Source organism: Vibrio sp. R11-SG3-ISO3-SZ, assembly GCF_059834345.1.
The window spans coordinates 1-16,992 of the sequence record NZ_JCBDGX010000110.1; the positions used below are offsets into that span (position 1 = coordinate 1).

The window sequence follows — 16,992 nt, forward strand, 5'->3', positions numbered from 1 at the left end:
ACCGTTACAACGATTTGTCCAAAACCTACCTCAGCATGATTTTGGATGAGTGGCAAGCGCAGCAGCCTGATAGGCGCTATCTGTTTGTCGATATCAATCTCTCAACGGCGGAGGACCAGGCTTTTGTTCAGTCCATCCCAACCGATTTTCATCTCAAAGAAGCGCAGGTCACGCGGCTGATTGAACACGGCTACCAACAAGTGATGACACACCCAGAGCTGGCGCATTTCATCTATCAAGGCACTCACCCACAAGAGGCAAACAGAGAGTAATATGGCCCTATCGGAGACATCGGTGATCGACACCATCGAAGTGGTGGATTTTGTATCCTTCACTATCGCTATCATCCTACTTTTTATCGGTAAGTTCGTCTTATCGCGCAGTCGTGTTCTGCAAAAATACAGTTTGCCTGAGCCGGTGATTGGCGGCTTTATCTGTACTTTGGTGGTTGCCTTGGTTTACTACCTGTTTGGGAAAGAGATCCAGTTCAACTTGCAGGTGCGTGACATTTTGCTGCTCTACTTTTTTGCCGGAATTGGCCTTAAAGCCGACATCGACAGTTTGCTCAATGGCGGTAAGCCCTTGATGGTATTGTTGCTGCTGGCGAGCGTCTACATCGTACTGCAAAACGTACTCGGTATCAGCGTCGCGACCTTGTTTGGTTTTGACCCGAAAGCAGGGTTAATGACAGGTTCGATTTCGCTGATTGGTGGCGTAGGCACTACCGTTGCGTGGGCGCCCACCTTTATTGACGATCTCGGTATTGCTAATGCGATGGAACTCGGCATTGCTGCCAACACGCTAGGCTTGATTTCGGCGTGTGTCATCGGCGGCCCGATTGCAGCGTATTTGATGAAGCGACACGCTATCAGCGCCAATAGTGCCCACGATTTGGATATTGGTATGGCGCACACCAGCAGCAAAAAAGACATCTCGGTGGATTATTTTGGTGTGCTGCGCGCTTGGCTATGGCTGAATGTCTCTTTAATTATTGGCTACTTTTTGGATTTGTCGCTAGAGGCGGCGGGGCTCAAGCTACCCATGTTTGTGGCGTGTTTGATAGGCGGTATTGTACTGGGTAACTTAGGTCGCTGGATTTTGACCAAGCTGCGCAGCGAGGAGTTTAACACTTACGCCGAAGACGCCGAAAAAGGGCTCTCACTTATCCAAGATATCTGCTTGGGGATGTTTTTAACCATGGCGCTGATGAGCCTCAAATTGTGGGAGCTGCAAGGCAGCGTGGGTTACATTGCGGTGGTCATGAGTGCTCAAGTCTTATTGTCGATTGTGTTTACCGTCTGGGTGGTATTCCGCGCGATGGGCAAAGATTATGAAGCAGCTGTCATGTGCGCCGGTTTTGGTGGGGTGACTTTAGGCTCGACCGCCACCGCGATTGTCAATATGACCGCGGTGACGCAGCAATACGGAGCCGCGCATAAGGCGTTTATCATTCTGCCTTTGGTGTGCGGATTTTTCATCGATGTGGTCAACGCCTTGGTAATTAACTATTTTGTGACTTGGTAACGGGTGTTATTGGGTTGAGAACAATCCAAAATCAAACGCGGCGCCTGAGGCGCCGCGTTGCTTTGTAAGAACGTTGACCCAAACTCAGTGCTTGGCGCTCGCGATGTAGTGCTTAATTTTATCGCGCAGCCAAATACCGGCATCGGAGTTGCTGTCTCGGCGGTGCCAGATCATCGTATGGTTGATAGAGATGCTGTCGAGTGGGTAAGGGAGCAATTTGATGCCTAAGCGGTGTTCGACTTGTTGGCCGAGTAGGTAGCTGGACGTGCACAAGCAATCCGACATGCTGGCGAGATGTAAGGCCCCGAGCAAAGAATCGCTGACCGAGCTGATATCACGGGTCGGGATGTAAGATTTAGTGAATCGCTGAGCAAGGGACATACTGCCGCGTTCCATCATCATAATGATGTGCTTCTCAGCGTAAAACTGCGCTTCGTTGATGTGATCATGAATACGTGGATGATCTTGGCGACACGCTACCACGCAGTGATCCTCAATTAACAATTCACTCATAAACGCTTTATTCTGCGGCACATAAATATCGATAGCTAAATCGAATTGACTTAAGCTCAATTGTTCTTCTAATAATTCTTCGGAAATAGGAATAGGATGCAGTTCGATTGTAATATTTTCGAGTTCGTTATCTCGCTCTATCGCTGGATGTAAAATATTTAGCATTGCTTCGTTAACTAATACTTTAAATGTGCGATGTTGTGCGGGAGTAAATTCAGAAAGAGAGTCAACCGCATCATCTAATAAGTAAATGGATTGTTTCAGTTGTTCCGCAAAGTTAATGCCTTTTTGCGTAGGAGTGATAGAGCGCCCTTGGCGAACAAACAAGGCGGCCCCGATCTGGTTTTGCAAGCGTTTTATGGCGGTACTGACACCCGGTTGGGTCATATCCAGTTTATCCGCGGCGGCGGTAATTGAACCAGTACGATAGACTTCCAAAAATATCCGAAGCGCGCTTAAATCAAGTTTACTTTTATCACAACTCATCGGTTGACTCCCAAATATGATGGCTATGATTTTCATCAAACCAAGTAAGAAGTCAATATATTTTCTTTCGATAAGAACTATTAATAATATTGGCAATTGTAACACTGAGTTAATTATGAGGAATGAGTCGAGTTTTTTGGATAAAAACGCAGGTTAAATAATAATTTAATTTCAGTTTTAATATTTATTTTCCCGTATCAAGGTGTAGATATTTAATTTAATGAACTTCGATGGCTGCATTTAGGGTTTTGTCAAATACTCTGCTCTTCAACGTGGCAAAGTGGTGATGGGCTTTTTGTACCTCTTGTAGCTCTAGCATCCATTGTGCACTGCGCTGAGCACTGCAAAATGCGGTCATATGGTGGAGCAGATCCTCGCACTGGTGGTGCAGAATATGACTGATGGCCTCAACCAATGGGTTGGACTCAATCGACATAAACTGAAGTTGGGCGTAGGTTTGGTTGAGCAGTTCAAAGGCACGATGATGTTGCCCCATTTTGTTGAGGATTTCTGATTGTGTGATGGCGGCATCTCGTAATGCTGTCGTCAAACAGCGAAACTGGCATGGCTTGGTGTTGTCATCCTCCATCGCCTGTTGGACATGGCTGGGTAGGTAGGCCAACACTTGATCGTACAGGTAATAGGCTTCAGGCCAATGTCCTTGCTCCAGCAATTGTTCGGCTTTGAGATAGTGTGTCCAGCATTGCTGTAAATCCATTGATATCACTCCACATTAAACGGCACACTGGGTATTTAAATGCAATTGGTTATTATATGCAAATAGTTATCATTTGTTATTTTGTTGGGGGTAATTTGATGGTTATTTGAGCAGTTGAACGTGAATACTGTGTAAGTCACTAAAAACTAAATAAAACTGACCTAAACTAAGGAAACAGAACAATAACAATGAAGGACCGAACTATGGCTATTCAAAGACTTGAGGCGAGCCAGCTGTATCATTTTGCGGAGCTAGAAAAGCTCGACAGCAAATCAACCAAAGAGTTGGCCCCTATTGATGAGATTGTCGGTCAAGAGCGCGCGCAGAAAGCGGTAGAGTTTGCGATGTCGATCAAGGAGAAGGGATACAACATTTATGCGATTGGCCAGAATGGACTGGGCAAGCGCACCATGATTTTACGTTACCTCAACCGCCACAAACACGATGAGAGTGCGTTGTACGATTGGTGCTATGTGGCGAATTTCGAGGATATCCGTACGCCAAGAGTGTTGAAGCTCCCTTGTGGTGTCGGCAGCCGATTAAAGCAAGACATTGAAAAGTTGATGGGCAAGTTAGTCAATGCGATGCCTCTCGCGTTTGATAACGAACTCTACTACAGCCGTGCGGACAAATTGAAAAACCAATTGGCCGCCAAGCAAGAAGCTGAGCTTGCCAGTATTACTAAAGAAGCGAAAGCCAAAGGCATCAGTCTTACCATCACGACGCAAGGCGATTATCAGTTTGTTGCGATGAACGGCGAAGAGATGCACACCGAAGAGTCGTTTGATGCACTGAGCAAAAAAGAGCAGGAGTACTTCGGCGCGACCATTGATGAGCTTGAAGTCAACTTGAGAAACATGGTGCGTCAGCTCACCGAGTGGGAAGAAGCCTACAGCGAAAAAATCAAAAAACTCAATGATGACGTGACACTCGATGTGATTACGCACTTTATCAAACAGTTGAAAAAGGATTACTCAGGATACCCAGAGATCAAATCCTACCTGAGTGAACTTTCACAAGACATCGTCGAGAATGCCGACATCTTTCTTGAGCAGAGCGCTGAGCAAGGAGAGGTGGCCGCGGCTTCACTGGACAAAAAATTGCCTCGCCGTTACAAGGTTAACGTTTTGGTAAGCCGTAAAGAGAGTAAGTTCCCCATTGTGGTGGAAGAGAATCCGAACTACCACACTTTGTTCGGTTACATCGAAACCGCTACCTTTAAAGGCACAGTCTTCACCGACTTCTCGTTGATACGCGCGGGGAGCTTGCACAAAGCCAACGGCGGTGTATTGCTGATGGATGCGCAAAAGGTGTTAGAACAGCCCTATGTGTGGGATGGGCTTAAGCGGGCGTTAAGGGCGCGTCAGCTCAGTTTAACGGCGCTAGAGAAAGAGGTGACACTCACCGGCGCCGTCTCACTCGATCCTGAGCCGATTCCTTTGGATGTAAAAATTATCCTGTTTGGTGATTATCGCACCTATCAGTTGCTGCAACACTACGATCCTGAGTTCAGCGAACTGTTCCGTGTCACCGCCGATTTTGAAGATGAGATGACGCGCTCGCCTGAATCGGAATTGCACTATGCGCGCTTTGTTTCAAGTGTCGTGAACGACAATAGTATGCTGCATTGTGACCGTAAAGCGATTGCGCGCATCATCGAACACAGTTCACGATTGGCGGGCGATCAAACCAAGTTATCACTCCATTCGGCCAATATCGCCAATTTGTTGCGTGAATCGAACTACGTCGCGCGTCAAGCCAACTCCAATATGATACGCGTCAGCCACGTCGAGGAGGCACTGGCTAATCAAGAGATGCGAGTGAGCCGTTTGAAAGACACCGTGATGGAAGGGTTCACCAACGGTACAACTCTGATTCGAGTGGAAGGAGAGGCGGTCGGTCAGGTCAATGCGTTGTCGGTGCTCAGTACCAGCGAGTACATGTTTGGCGCGCCGAATCGCATCACCGCCACCACCTGTTATGGTGATGGTGATGTGATTGATATTGAGCGCAGTGTCGACCTTGGTGGCAGCATTCACTCCAAAGGCGTGATGATTTTAACCGCCTATCTCTCATCGGTGTTTGGTAAAACCGCGAAAGTGCCGCTCAGCACCACGATTACGTTTGAGCAGTCCTACGGCGGGGTAGATGGCGACAGCGCCAGCATGGCGGAGTTCTGCGCGGTGGTGTCGGCGTTTTCTAAGCAGCCCAATCGTCAGGATATTGCAATCACCGGTTCGATGAACCAATTTGGCGAGTCTCAACCGATTGGTGGCGTGAACGAGAAGATTGAAGGCTTCTTTGATGTGTGTACCATCAAAGGTCGCTCGCCAAATCAAGGGGTGATCATTCCTCGCTCAAATATGCACAATCTGATGCTGCGTCCTGACATTGTCAAAGCGGTGGAGAAAGGCGAGTTCAACATCTGGGCGATTGATCATGTGACGGAGGCGATTGAGCTGTTTACCGGCAAAGCCGCTGGTCAGCCGAGCGATGAGGGCAGCTACCCGATTGACACCATCTTTGGTATTGCGCAGGCCAAACTTAACGCTCTGCGCAAGTAGTTCGATTGCTTATCTAGGCTTGTCACCCTTGGGTATGACAAGAAAAAAAAGAAGTAAAAAAGAGAAGAGAAACAAAAGAGAGACCTCGCCTTAGCGAGGTCTCCTTATTTGAGCGGTTCTGTACTGAAGTGGCGATGTTCAACGTGCGATGTTCATGGAGAGCTGTAAATCCAACGACAGCGAGGCGAGTTTGGTTTTCAGCACTTGACGCATGGTGTCCAACTCCGAGACTTTTAGCTGTTTCTGGTCGGTGGTAACATCGAGGCGGACACGCAGTTCTCGACCCACTTTCGTCACGCCAGCGACTTCAAGTTGCGAGCTAAGTTGCGCGTCAAGGGCGCTCACTTCTTTGTCCACGCGGCTCAGAATTTCTTTGCTTGGTGCCATCATCAGTAGTTCTCGCATCGCATCGCGAATCATATCAAACGGTACTTTGATAAAGTAAAACGACATGGCAATCATCATCATCGGGTCTGCGTATACAGCGTAGTGTGCGAACGGCGAATAAGTTAGCGCCAAAGCGAGTAAGAAACCGAGCGTTACCGCGACACTGAGCAGTGTATCCATTTGCCACTGCTTGGCTTCCGCCTCAATCAGGCCAGAGGAAAAACGCTGAGATTTTTTAGCGATCATCCACCATGCATAACCACAGCCAATGACGTTCACGATGCCAAACAGAGACGCAATCGAAGGATCAACCTCGCGGCCGCCATTGGCAACGGCGATGAGTGCGGAGTACAGCGAATACCCAACAATCGATAAGATAACCGCCCCTTTGACGGCGATGACCACCGGCTCTAACACCGCTTTACCAAAAGGAAAGTGACTTTTCTGTGGGCTCTGAATGTAACGTGATACCGCGAGCGACAATAAAGTTAACAGTAAACTAACAAGTGAGTAGACGCCGTCAAAGACGATAACCAGTGATCCAACCAATGAACCGAGTACTAAACCACCCACAGCAAAGCCAGATGCAATAAGGGCTGAAAAGGTCAGTATTCGTTTTTCATTCAAGCTGGTTTGAGCACACATAACATCATCTCTGTCGTAAACACGCTTATAGTTTTTACTCAAGCGGACATTTAAACAACTGAGAAATGTGCATGGTCGAAGGTTGAAAGGAAGGGGTGGTAAATATTTTATTATAAATCAGCTGGTTAACAAGAAAATTATGTGTCAATAAATTTGACGCTGGCTGTCGGTCGGTTTAGAAATCAAACAAATATTCATTGAGGCGATCCGCAAGCCAAGTCATCCCTGGGTGCTCCGCCATGCCCGCAGACGTAAACATGCAGTAATCTTCCTGAGTAAGTCCGTAGGTATGTTTGATGACTGAGAGCTTTTGCTGACGCAGCAAATGGCGAATCAAGGGTTCAGGTAACACGCCCCATGCGTCCTCTTCCATAATGGTTTTGAGCATATAATCGAAGCTTGAAAAACCGATGTGTCGCAATGAAAAAGGCTGAAGTTCTGGGTTGTCTTTCTCATTAAGATACACCATGACCGCTTGCATGGCATTGCGCAGCTCATCGTCGGATACTCGGCGCAACTGACTGAGCTTATGATCCGCACTGCATACTGACATCATGCGAATTTTGCCTAAAGGTTGGTAGGCGATGTGTGGGTCATCGATGCGTTCGTAATCCACACCAAAGGCAAAATCGACTTGCCCGGTGGCGACCAAGTTTGCCAAGTCGCCACTGGATGCCAAGACGAGGTTGAATGAGGTGGCAGGGAACTGGTTGTTGAGTTTGTGGGAAAGATCCAGCCACATATCATCAGGCAATGAATCGTCACGAGCGATCCACACTTCGGCGTTAAATTCACCTGAGACTTGCGCGCAGGTTTGGCGAATTCTCGCGGCGGTGACCAGCAAGTTTTGGCAATCTTTGTAGATGGCTTTGCCGGCCTCAGAGAGGGTCAAATGGTTGCCAGTGCGAATGAACAGGTCGATTTGCAGATCTTTTTCCAACGCTTTAATGGCCATACTGAGCTTAGTTCGATTGCAGTCTAACTGGCGAGCCGCCTCTGAGACGGAACCCGTATCGGCGATGGTACAAAATGCCTCAATTTGCGATAAGTTCATATTTTGGTCAATTTGGTTGGGTTATCATCGATCTTATACGAATAACAGATGTCTGTCTGTTTTCAGTAGCGAAATGCTATCAATTTCATGCAGTTTTGGTAATCTTCTGCTATGCCAAATGAAGATGTTATAGGGAGATCATGATGGCGGCAACTTGGGATGAACTCGCACCGGACTGGGAGAAAGATGAGTCCACCAGCCTTTATGCGCAAAAGGCGTTCGAGTCATTGGAGAATGCAGTCCGCATTCAAAATACACATGTGTTAGATTTTGGTTGCGGTACAGGATTACTGAGCCAAAAACTCTCTCCATTGGTGAAAGACATCGTCGCGCTAGACAGCTCGGAAGCGATGATTGAACAACTCGATCTCAAAGAGCTCGCCAATGTTGAGCCCGTCGTCGATATTCTTTCACGCGGCTTAGTCGCCATGCACCCGGCTTTTCGACACCAGTTTGATCTCGTCGTGGCCTCCTCGGTGTGCAGTTTTCTTCCTAACTACGCGGAAACCGCAGACGTGGTTTACAGCCTACTTGATGCCGGTGGCCACTTTGTTCATTGGGATTGGCTCTCTGACGGCAATCAAGAAGGCGGAATGAGCAAGGAGCACGTGAACCAAGTGCTCACCGGTGTTGGTTTTAGTGAAGTGCTGACTTCTGTACCGTTCGCGATAGATACCCCCCACGGCAAGCTGCCGGTTTTGATGGCGATAGCCAAAAAATAATTCGCTAAGAGCTTGAGTGTCTTTGCTCTTAATGCTGATAGCGACGAACTTCTTCCAAAACCTCGGGGTTAGCAATAGCACCGAGGTTTTTTATTGTTTCGCCATGAAGCACTTGTTTCACCGCCAGTTCAACTAACTTGCCAGATTTGGTTTTGGGTATATCACTCAACGTGTAAATTTCGCTGGGTACGTGGCGTGGTGAGCATTGGCTTCTGAGTCGAGTGGTGATGGCAGCTTTGAGTCTCTCATCGAGTATTACCCCCTCTGCTAACTGGACGAACAGGACAATGGTTTCGTCTCCCTCTTTTACGCGCCCAACCGAGATAGAATCAAGGACTTCTGGCAACTGGTTCACTTGCTGATAAATTTCAGCGCTGCCGATCCTGACGCCACCCGGGTTGAGGGTGGCATCACTACGGCCAAAAAAGCGTACACCACCGGTTTGACTCATTTGAACGTCATCACCATGATGCCAAGTGTTGGCAAATCTCGCCCAATACGCTTGATGATAGCGACGGCCATCGTCGTGCCAAAAGCCGAGCGGCTGGTTGGGAAAGCTATTGCGACAGACTAACTCGCCGCGTTGATCTGTCACGGCTTGCCCCTCTTCATCAAACACAGCGACATCCAGCCCAAGTCCGGGGCCTTGACACTCGCCTACATAAACGGGAGACAACGGGTTACCCAGGACAAAGCAGCCGCAAATGTCCGTTCCCCCCGAAATCGATGCGAGATGGAGATCGGATTTAATCTTATCGTACACATAGTGATATTGGTTGGGGTAGAGCACCGAACCGGTTGAACACAATGTCTTTAGTGACGACAGATTCACGTCATTTTTTGGTGTGTAGCCAGCTTTCTCAATCGCTTCTAGATATTTGGCTGACGTGCCAAATAGGCTGACTTGCGCGCGTTCAGCCAGTGACCATAGTGTCGCTGACGTTGGATAAACGGGGCTACCATCATAAATCACTAAGGTTGCGCCACTGGCAAGGGCAGAGACATGCCAGTTCCACATCATCCAACCGCACGTGGTGTAATAAAACACACGATCATTGGGTTTGATGTCGCAATGCAATTGATGCTCCTTGAGGTGATTCAATGTGGTTCCCCCGACACTGTGGACGATGCATTTGGGTTTGCCCGTGGTGCCTGAGGAGTAGAGGATGAAAAGTGGATCGTTGAAGCCGACCCGTGCAAATTCAATGCCCCTAGGTAAACAACTCGACAGCACCGACTCCCAATCGGAAAAGCCCTCGTTAAAAAACAGATCACAGGCGTGATCCGCGAGGTATTCAATCTGACAGGTGTTGGTAATGCTCGAAATGGCGTCACAGATTTGCCCATTTTTCTCCACCATAGAGTGGGTTTTGCCACCGAATTGATAGCCATTGCAGCAAAACAAGATCTTAGGTTGTACCTGACCAAAGCGCTCGACCACACTGTCTACGCCAAAATCAGGAGAGGTAGAGGTCCATACCGCGCCGAGGCTGGTGGTTGCCAACATGGCAATCACCGCTTGAGGGCCGTGTGGGAGGTAGCCAGCGACCACGTCACCTCGCTCGACGCCATTGTGACGCAGCCACTGCTGGACGATGGAGACTTGATCGCACAAGGCTTGCCAGCTCAGCTGCGTTTCTACGCCAGATTCATTGTGAAACCAAATCGCCGGATTATTTGGACGTTGATACGCATAAGCGAGTAAGTTTTCTGCGTAATTGAGCTGTGCTTGAGGGAACCAGATGGTGTCTCGACTGGCACTAAATTGACCGTGTTTCGCTAGACCTTCTCCCTTAATACACTCACCGCGATAGCCAATCACGTCACAGACTTGCCAAATTTCGAGCCAAAATTGGTTGGGGTTTTCAACAGACCAAGTATGCAAATCCTGATAAGACTCAATAGCTTGGCCTTGCATGTTGATGTGCTGAATGAATTGCGCAATGTTGGCGTTACGTTGTCGCTCAGTCGTGGGTGACCAAAGCAGTTCGGGGGAGAGAGCAGAAGAGTCAGTCATTGGCGTATCCAGTGTTTTTATTGTTTTCGTTGTTTTGATTTTTGGTGCAAATATCGCCAAAGTCAAACCTTGCACTTCTTTTCATACCCATGAAAAACAAGTAAAAAAACGGAAAATGTAAAATATTTGTTACATGAGGTTGAGCGGAGATTGAACAAGCCATGATTGTCACTCAATGTCGGTATGGATACGCTTTATGTAACAAAATTGTTATGGATTGACATCATGACCTCGTATCACTCTAAGCCTGTCGATGCGCAAGGGCAGATCGCCTGGACGGCAGAAGAACATCAGATTTGGCAAGCCTTGGTAGGGCGCCAGTTAGCAGTCGTACAAACCCGAGCATGCCAAGCCTACCTAGATGGCCTTAAGCTGCTGGATTTGCCCTGCGATCGTGTCCCGGCACTGCGCGACATTAACCGCGTACTCGCCAGAGAAACTGGCTGGCAAGTGGAGCCAGTGGCAGCGTTGATCAGTTTTGATAAGTTCTTTGCGCTCTTGGCGCAACGGAAATTTCCTGTCGCGACGTTTTTACGCTCACGACAAGAGTTCGACTACCTCCAAGAGCCAGACTTTTTTCATGAAATATTCGGCCATTGCGCTATGCTTACTCATCCCGATTTTGCCGCTTACACACACACCTATGGCCAAATGGGGTTAGCGGCATCACCAGAAGAGCGTGTCTATCTCGCAAGATTGTACTGGTTTACGGTTGAGTTCGGCTTGGTGAAAGAAGACGGGGCCACCAAGATTTACGGCGGGGGGATTCTCTCTTCGCCCGGTGAAACCGTGTATGCATTGGATGACGCGAGTGCAAAACGAACCCCTTTTGATCTCCATACTGTGCTGCGTACGCCCTATCGGATTGACATCATGCAGCCACAATATTTTGTTTTAAAGGATCTTCAGCAGTTGTATACCCTAAGCAACATGGACTTAATGGCCCACGTCAAGCAGGCAATGCAAGCTGGCTTACTCCCTCCACTATTTGAACCAAAGGAAATCTCCCATGTTGAATGAATTGCGTTGTGAAGCGTGCCACAGTGATGCCACCCCCCTCGGCTCTGAGGAACGAAGATTGCTATTAACGGAGTTGGAGGGATGGAAAATCGTTGATCGAGACGGCATACCCCAATTGGAAAAAGAGTATCGCTTTAAAAATTATCAACTGGCGTGGGCCTTCGCCAATAAAGTCTCTCAGCTTGCTGAAGAGGAGTTCCACCACCCCTCACTACTGTTGGAGTGGGGAAAGGTCACCGTCACCTGGTGGAGCCATTCCATCAAAGGCTTGCACCAAAACGACTTTATCTGCGCGGCCAAGTGTGACCGCTTTTAACGGATAGCATAACGCCCCTCACTAGCATTCGGCTTGTGAGGGGCGTCGTCGTTTCTCAGTGCGGTGTATTAGTTTGCGGTCAGGTAACGCTGCTCTTTGGCGAGTGTTTTATCGCCATCAATAATTTCGAACGTGAAAGTGCGGCCGTTATCAAACAAGTTAGCGGCGTAGAATGTTCCTTTTGAACCACTGACGAAATGTTTGACACCGTTGCCACGGACTGTGACGTCAACACCACTGACGGGTTGTCCGTTGTCAAGTACCGTGACGATTGCGCCGTGATTTGCTGTTGCTACATCAAGGGTGTAGTTGTGGCTGTCGGCAGCAAATGCTGATGTTGCAGTAACCAAAGACAGTGCAAGAGTGGTGATGATAGTTTTCATAGAGTATTCCTCAACAAGTAGGTGGAATTAAGTTTGCTGGAGTCTGTCTCAGCGCTTGATAGGAATATTAAATGTGATTTCTGTCACGAAAAATCATGGTTTTTAGTTGAACTAGTTCGAAAAAATTGAACGTAGTTTTGTTTAACTTGTGTACAAAGCTAAAGAGTTACTGATAATGGTCGCTATACTCTTTACAGTAACGACAAAGCGCTTGCGTATGGAACTATGAAAAAAATCATCATGGTGTTGTTGCTGCTTGTCGGTATTGCTTGTGCCGGTGGCGGTTATTACATCTTTTATTATAAGCCTCAACAAGATGCGTTGGCACTCGCCGCACAAGAGTCGGAGCCCGAGGCACCAAAGCCTGTGGAAAAAAAAGCGCCACCTGAGCCAGAACCCGAGCCCATCACAGATTATTACGTGAACCCAGCCAAACTTGGGGTGCGTGAGCAACCCGATGAACAGGCGTTTATCGAGAGTGTTGTGTATCGCGGCGATAAACTGCATGTTTTGGAAAAAAAAGACGGTTGGGGACGCATTTCACCCTATTACGTGTATGAAGAAGGGGGGCCGGAAGTCGCTGAATGGGTGCCGATGGAGGCACTGCTCGAGGTTGCGCCCACGATTACTCGTGAAGAGCGTATTGAGACGGTCAGTGGCTACATCGAAAATTCCGACGATTTTAAAACCTTTTTTGACCGCTTTATCCAGTCCACCGACAGTTTGCTCAAAGAGGGGACGTGCTCGCCAGAAGACTTTGAAGAGTTGGGCGGTTGGGTGCGTTCTGTTACCTTCAGTAGCGACGATATCTACTTTGTCTATTGCGGCGGTTTGAAACAGGCGAACAAAATTTACCTCAACGCGCAAACGGGCGAAATTTTCTACCGCTGATCCCCAAACACATTGACGAAACCATGACGCACAGATGCTTACATCTTGGCGGGAGTTACGTATATACTTATCCAAGTATTTGAATTGCTAAACTATGTGCTCTGAGTACGGTCTTGTGCTCATAGTTTGATGGACATAGTAGGCTTAACGAGGTCGAGTTGGCCTCGTTGACAGGAAAGGATAATAAAGGGAGAGAACGATGGGCACGATCACGCGCACCCTAGTTGCCGTCGCGTTTGCGATGCACATGGCTACGTCATATGCGGCTGTCATTGAAACCACGACACTGGTGGGATTTGGTGAAGCAAAATATCCGCAAGATTTCACCCACTTTGATTATGTCAATCCAGACGCCCCAAAATATGGCAAAGTGACGTATGGACAAGTCGGCACGTTCGACAACTTTAACCGTTACGCTTCTCGCGGGGTTGCGGCGGCGGCCAGTGGCGAGCTATACGATCCCTTAATGTTCTCTCCAAGCGATGAGATCGATGCTTATTACCCCTTAATTGCACAGCGTGTCCGATACTCGGATGACTACCGCTGGTTAGAGCTCGACATCAACCCGAAAGCACGCTTTCACGACGGTCAGCCTATTACTGCGCACGATGTCGCCTTTACCTTCGATAAGTTTATGAAAGAGGGGGTGCCGCAATACCGCGTCTATTATCAAGACATTCAATCTGTGACCGCTAAAGATGATCTCACGGTGCGCATTGAGATGGCGACGCCCAATCGAGAAAAGTTGTTTAGCTTTGCGCAGTCCACGCGCGTATTGCCTAAACATTTTTGGCAGGACAAAAACCTCTCCGAACCGTTATCGACGCCACCTATCGGTAGTGGTGCCTATCAAGTCACCGATTATCAATCTGGCCAGAGCGTCACCTATTCACTGGTAGAGAATTACTGGGCACGCGATCTTCCCGTCAATGTGGGGCGCGATAACTTTGCTCAGATTCAATACGACTATTACCGCGATGACACCGTGATGCTCGAGGCGTTTAAAGCGGGCGAATTTGATTTTCGTCTCGAGAATTCCGCCAAGTTTTGGGCGAATTCTTACACCGGGATCAACTTTGATAAGGGATACATTGTTAAACAAGAGATCCCTCATGAGAAGCCAGAGAACACCCAAGGGTTCGTGTTTAACACCCAGCGTGATCTGTTTAGCGACCCAAAGGTTCGAGAAGCACTCTCTTACGCGATGGACTTTGAGTGGATGAACAAAAACATGTTCTATGGTCAATACAGTCGCACGCGCAGCTACTTTCAAAATACTGACTATGAAGCTAAAGGGCTTCCTGATGAGGACGAATTAGCGGTGCTTGAACCTTATAAATCTCAAGTGCCAGCGCGAGTGTTTACCCAGGAGTATCAGCCGCCAGTCACCGACGGCAGTGGTCGAATTCGCGCCCAGCTTAGAGTGGCGTTTAAACTGCTCGATGAAGCGGGTTGGGCACTTAAAGACAAAGTGATGACGAACAAAGAGACCGGTCAACCGCTCACCTTTGAACTGCTGATATACAGTCCAACCACGGAGCGTATTGCGATTCCATTGCAAAAAAATCTCAAGCTCATGGGCGTAGAGATGAACATTCGCTCGGTGGATACCACCCAATATATCAAACGCTTGCGTGACCGAGATTTTGACATGGTGTCATCGTCTTACAGCGCCAATCCTTATCCAAGTCCGAACTTAATGATCGTTTGGAACTCCAACTACATTGACTCCACCTACAACACTGCCGGTGTGATGGACCCCGTCGTGGATGCGTTGACGCTTGAGATTTCCAACAGTCAGCAAGATACGCAGGCGTTGTTGTCACTGGGTAAGGCGCTCGATCGCGTACTGCAATGGAACTTTTATGTGATTCCACAGTGGCATGTTGGCGAGTACCGCGTTGCGATGTGGGATAAGTTTGGACGCCCATCTGTGACGCCCAAATACGACCTTGGCGTTGACACTTGGTGGGTCGATAAACAAAAAGCGGACAAATTGCCAGAAAAACGCCGCTAAACCTGTAGGGCGATATTGAGCAAGGCCAATTCGAGGGAAACATGGCAGCGTATATATTTCGACGACTTTTGTTGGTGATCCCCACCTTGTGGGCGATCATCACCATCAATTTCTTTATTATTCAAATAGCGCCAGGCGGCCCTGTCGAGCAAGCGTTAGCCCAGATGGAAGGGCTCGGTTCCGGTATTATGGAGCGTTTTTCTGGCGGTGGGAGCGAAGTCGACCTGAGTGTCTCCAATGACAATGCCGTGAGTGGTTATAAAGGCTCTCGCGGCTTGGATCCAGAAGTGGTGGAGGCGATTAAAGTCCAGTTTGGTTTTGATAAGCCGCTGCTTGAGCGCTATGTTGAGATGCTCAAAAACTACGCGACCTTTAATTTTGGTGAAAGTCTGTTTAAAGGCGGGAACGTCATTGATTTGATTGTCGAGCGGTTGCCCGTCTCCATCTCCCTCGGGCTTTGGAGTACGTTGATCATTTATTTGATCTCGATTCCGTTGGGGATTCTAAAAGCGATTCATCATGGTAGTCGCTTTGATATTTGGTCCAGTGCACTGGTGATCATCGGTTACGCCATTCCCGGTTTCTTGTTCGCCATCATCCTTATTATTTTGTTTGCCAGTGGCAACTACTTCAGCTGGTTTCCCTTGCGTGGCTTGGTGTCGGCCAACTTTGAGCAGCTGAGTTGGTATGAACAAATCCTCGACTATTTTTGGCATTTGGCGCTGCCGATTTGTGCGATGGTGATTGGCGGCTTTGCGACGCTCAGTATGCTGACCAAGAACTCGTTTCTGGATGAGATCAACAAGCAGTATGTGGTGACGGCGCGGGCAAAAGGATTGGACAACCGCTCTATCTTGTACAAGCACGTGTTTCGCAACGCCATGCTCATCATTATCGCGGGTTTTCCTGCAGCATTCATCAGCATCTTTTTTACCGGCTCGATGCTGATTGAAGTGATGTTCTCTCTTGAGGGCATTGGTCTACTCGGTTTCGAATCGACCATACAGCGGGATTATCCGGTGGTGTTTAGCTCGCTCTACATTATGACGTTGCTCGGACTGCTGCTGAGTATTATTTCCGATCTGACCTATACCTGGGTTGACCCAAGAATTGATTTTGAGGCGCGCTAATGCAAGCGAAGAAAAGACGTAACCCGCTCAACGAAGCTCGCTGGCAACGCTTTAAGGCTAATAAGCGTGGATTTTGGTCGTTGTGGATCTTCTTGGTTTTATTTACCGTGAGTTTGTTTGCCGAGCTGATTGCCAACGATAAGCCATTGCTGGTGGAGTACGATCAGCAGTGGTATTTTCCTATCGTTCAACAATACGCAGAAACGGAGTTTGGCGGTGAGTTTGAGACCGAAGCCGATTACACCGATCCGTATGTGATCGAGCTTATTGAAGAGAAGGGCTATCTGATTTGGCCTCTGATCCGTTTCAGTTACGATACGATCAATTTTGATATTTCCGGTAGCGTGCCATCGGCGCCCGATAGCGTCAATTGGCTCGGCACGGATGACAAAGGTCGAGACGTACTGGCCCGAATTATTTACGGTTTTCGAATCTCTGTGCTGTTTGGTTTTGTGTTGACCATCATTTCCAGCGTGATTGGTGTTGCCGTCGGCGCGACGCAAGGCTACTACGGTGGTTGGCTGGATCTGTTGGGGCAGCGTTTTATCGAAATTTGGTCTGGAATGCCGACCCTATTTTTATTGATCATTTTGTCGAGCTTTGTC

At 48.3% G+C, this 16,992-nt stretch carries 16 protein-coding genes; 10 read left to right on the forward strand and 6 right to left on the reverse strand.

Annotation, left to right across the window (positions count from 1 at the left end):
• Together AC6R1O_RS13815 and gltS are read left to right on the forward strand one after the other, a co-directional pair.
• On the forward strand, positions 1 to 272 hold a 272-nt coding region (locus AC6R1O_RS13815), incomplete at its 5' end, for a hypothetical protein (RefSeq protein WP_500657224.1).
• Between the two features lies 1 nt (position 273).
• On the forward strand, positions 274 to 1,524 hold the full coding sequence (gene gltS / locus AC6R1O_RS13820) for a sodium/glutamate symporter (protein ID WP_500657225.1): 1,251 nt from the start codon (positions 274 to 276) through the stop codon (positions 1,522 to 1,524).
• Between the two features lie 84 nt (positions 1,525 to 1,608).
• Here the strand turns inward: gltS and AC6R1O_RS13825 are convergent, their stop codons facing one another.
• Both AC6R1O_RS13825 and AC6R1O_RS13830 read right to left on the reverse strand, forming a co-directional pair.
• Positions 1,609 to 2,523 (reverse strand): LysR family transcriptional regulator, encoded by a 915-nt coding sequence (locus tag AC6R1O_RS13825; protein WP_500628736.1) that lies wholly within the window; start codon positions 2,521 to 2,523, stop codon positions 1,609 to 1,611.
• A 217-nt stretch (positions 2,524 to 2,740) separates the two neighbouring features.
• Positions 2,741 to 3,241 (reverse strand): hypothetical protein, encoded by a 501-nt coding sequence (locus tag AC6R1O_RS13830; RefSeq protein ID WP_500657226.1) that lies wholly within the window; start codon positions 3,239 to 3,241, stop codon positions 2,741 to 2,743.
• A gap of 203 nt (positions 3,242 to 3,444) precedes the next feature.
• On the opposite strand from AC6R1O_RS13830, the gene AC6R1O_RS13835 reads away from it, so the two are divergent.
• On the forward strand, positions 3,445 to 5,805 hold the full coding sequence (locus AC6R1O_RS13835; protein WP_500657227.1) for a Lon protease family protein: 2,361 nt from the start codon (positions 3,445 to 3,447) through the stop codon (positions 5,803 to 5,805).
• Between the two features lie 138 nt (positions 5,806 to 5,943).
• Here AC6R1O_RS13835 and AC6R1O_RS13840 read toward each other — a convergent pair whose 3' ends face one another.
• Both AC6R1O_RS13840 and AC6R1O_RS13845 read right to left on the reverse strand, forming a co-directional pair.
• Positions 5,944 to 6,837 carry a cation diffusion facilitator family transporter gene (locus tag AC6R1O_RS13840; protein WP_500657228.1) on the reverse strand — a complete coding sequence of 298 codons (894 nt, stop codon included), beginning with the start codon at positions 6,835 to 6,837 and terminating at the stop codon, positions 5,944 to 5,946.
• A gap of 175 nt (positions 6,838 to 7,012) precedes the next feature.
• Positions 7,013 to 7,891, reverse strand: coding sequence for a LysR family transcriptional regulator (locus AC6R1O_RS13845; RefSeq protein WP_487902307.1), 879 nt, complete (start codon positions 7,889 to 7,891; stop codon positions 7,013 to 7,015).
• A gap of 143 nt (positions 7,892 to 8,034) precedes the next feature.
• On the opposite strand from AC6R1O_RS13845, the gene AC6R1O_RS13850 reads away from it, so the two are divergent.
• Positions 8,035 to 8,613, forward strand: a complete 579-nt coding sequence (locus tag AC6R1O_RS13850; protein WP_487902314.1) for a class I SAM-dependent DNA methyltransferase — start codon at positions 8,035 to 8,037, stop codon at positions 8,611 to 8,613.
• 28 nt (positions 8,614 to 8,641) lie between these two features.
• Here the strand turns inward: AC6R1O_RS13850 and AC6R1O_RS13855 are convergent, their stop codons facing one another.
• A complete protein-coding gene (locus tag AC6R1O_RS13855; RefSeq protein ID WP_500657229.1) occupies positions 8,642 to 10,630 on the reverse strand; it encodes an acetoacetate--CoA ligase in 1,989 nt (662 codons plus the stop codon).
• A gap of 225 nt (positions 10,631 to 10,855) precedes the next feature.
• Here AC6R1O_RS13855 and phhA point away from each other — a divergent pair, with 225 nt between their 5' ends.
• Both phhA and AC6R1O_RS13865 read left to right on the forward strand, forming a co-directional pair.
• Complete coding sequence (phhA, locus tag AC6R1O_RS13860; RefSeq protein WP_500657230.1) at positions 10,856 to 11,650, forward strand: phenylalanine 4-monooxygenase; 795 nt, start codon at positions 10,856 to 10,858, stop codon at positions 11,648 to 11,650.
• A complete protein-coding gene (locus tag AC6R1O_RS13865) occupies positions 11,640 to 11,966 on the forward strand; it encodes a 4a-hydroxytetrahydrobiopterin dehydratase (protein ID WP_500637409.1) in 327 nt (108 codons plus the stop codon). The genes phhA and AC6R1O_RS13865 overlap by 11 nt, the downstream gene beginning before the upstream one ends.
• Positions 11,967 to 12,034: 68 nt before the next feature.
• Here AC6R1O_RS13865 and AC6R1O_RS13870 read toward each other — a convergent pair whose 3' ends face one another.
• Complete coding sequence (locus AC6R1O_RS13870) at positions 12,035 to 12,349, reverse strand: hypothetical protein (protein ID WP_334552078.1); 315 nt, start codon at positions 12,347 to 12,349, stop codon at positions 12,035 to 12,037.
• Positions 12,350 to 12,574: 225 nt separating this feature from the next.
• Between AC6R1O_RS13870 and AC6R1O_RS13875 the strand changes: the two genes are divergently transcribed.
• The 4 genes from AC6R1O_RS13875 to AC6R1O_RS13890 form a co-directional block, all read left to right on the forward strand.
• On the forward strand, positions 12,575 to 13,240 hold the full coding sequence (locus AC6R1O_RS13875; protein WP_500633630.1) for an SH3 domain-containing protein: 666 nt from the start codon (positions 12,575 to 12,577) through the stop codon (positions 13,238 to 13,240).
• 241 nt (positions 13,241 to 13,481) lie between these two features.
• Positions 13,482 to 15,257, forward strand: coding sequence for an extracellular solute-binding protein (locus tag AC6R1O_RS13880; protein ID WP_500657233.1), 1,776 nt, complete (start codon positions 13,482 to 13,484; stop codon positions 15,255 to 15,257).
• 41 nt (positions 15,258 to 15,298) lie between these two features.
• Complete coding sequence (locus tag AC6R1O_RS13885) at positions 15,299 to 16,387, forward strand: microcin C ABC transporter permease YejB (RefSeq protein WP_500657231.1); 1,089 nt, start codon at positions 15,299 to 15,301, stop codon at positions 16,385 to 16,387.
• Positions 16,387 to 16,992, forward strand: a 606-nt coding sequence (locus AC6R1O_RS13890) for an ABC transporter permease family protein (RefSeq protein ID WP_500657232.1), incomplete at its 3' end; no start/stop codon positions are given. The genes AC6R1O_RS13885 and AC6R1O_RS13890, both read left to right, overlap by 1 nt.

What these genes read in the sequence shown, in the direction of transcription:
- AC6R1O_RS13835 (WP_500657227.1), top strand. Translation starts at nt 3,445, where the DNA reads ATGGCTATTCAAAGACTTGAGGCGAGCCAGCTGTATCATTTTGCGGAG.
- AC6R1O_RS13825 (WP_500628736.1), bottom strand. Translation starts at nt 2,523, where the DNA reads ATGAGTTGTGATAAAAGTAAACTTGATTTAAGCGCGCTTCGGATATTT.
- AC6R1O_RS13870 (WP_334552078.1), bottom strand. Translation starts at nt 12,349, where the DNA reads ATGAAAACTATCATCACCACTCTTGCACTGTCTTTGGTTACTGCAACA.
- AC6R1O_RS13840 (WP_500657228.1), bottom strand. Translation starts at nt 6,837, where the DNA reads ATGTGTGCTCAAACCAGCTTGAATGAAAAACGAATACTGACCTTTTCA.
- phhA (WP_500657230.1), top strand. Translation starts at nt 10,856, where the DNA reads ATGACCTCGTATCACTCTAAGCCTGTCGATGCGCAAGGGCAGATCGCC.
- AC6R1O_RS13880 (WP_500657233.1), top strand. Translation starts at nt 13,482, where the DNA reads ATGCACATGGCTACGTCATATGCGGCTGTCATTGAAACCACGACACTG.
- gltS (WP_500657225.1), top strand. Translation starts at nt 274, where the DNA reads ATGGCCCTATCGGAGACATCGGTGATCGACACCATCGAAGTGGTGGAT.
- AC6R1O_RS13855 (WP_500657229.1), bottom strand. Translation starts at nt 10,630, where the DNA reads ATGACTGACTCTTCTGCTCTCTCCCCCGAACTGCTTTGGTCACCCACG.
- AC6R1O_RS13865 (WP_500637409.1), top strand. Translation starts at nt 11,640, where the DNA reads ATGTTGAATGAATTGCGTTGTGAAGCGTGCCACAGTGATGCCACCCCC.
- AC6R1O_RS13875 (WP_500633630.1), top strand. Translation starts at nt 12,575, where the DNA reads ATGAAAAAAATCATCATGGTGTTGTTGCTGCTTGTCGGTATTGCTTGT.
- AC6R1O_RS13845 (WP_487902307.1), bottom strand. Translation starts at nt 7,891, where the DNA reads ATGAACTTATCGCAAATTGAGGCATTTTGTACCATCGCCGATACGGGT.
- AC6R1O_RS13850 (WP_487902314.1), top strand. Translation starts at nt 8,035, where the DNA reads ATGGCGGCAACTTGGGATGAACTCGCACCGGACTGGGAGAAAGATGAG.
- AC6R1O_RS13885 (WP_500657231.1), top strand. Translation starts at nt 15,299, where the DNA reads ATGGCAGCGTATATATTTCGACGACTTTTGTTGGTGATCCCCACCTTG.
- AC6R1O_RS13830 (WP_500657226.1), bottom strand. Translation starts at nt 3,241, where the DNA reads ATGGATTTACAGCAATGCTGGACACACTATCTCAAAGCCGAACAATTG.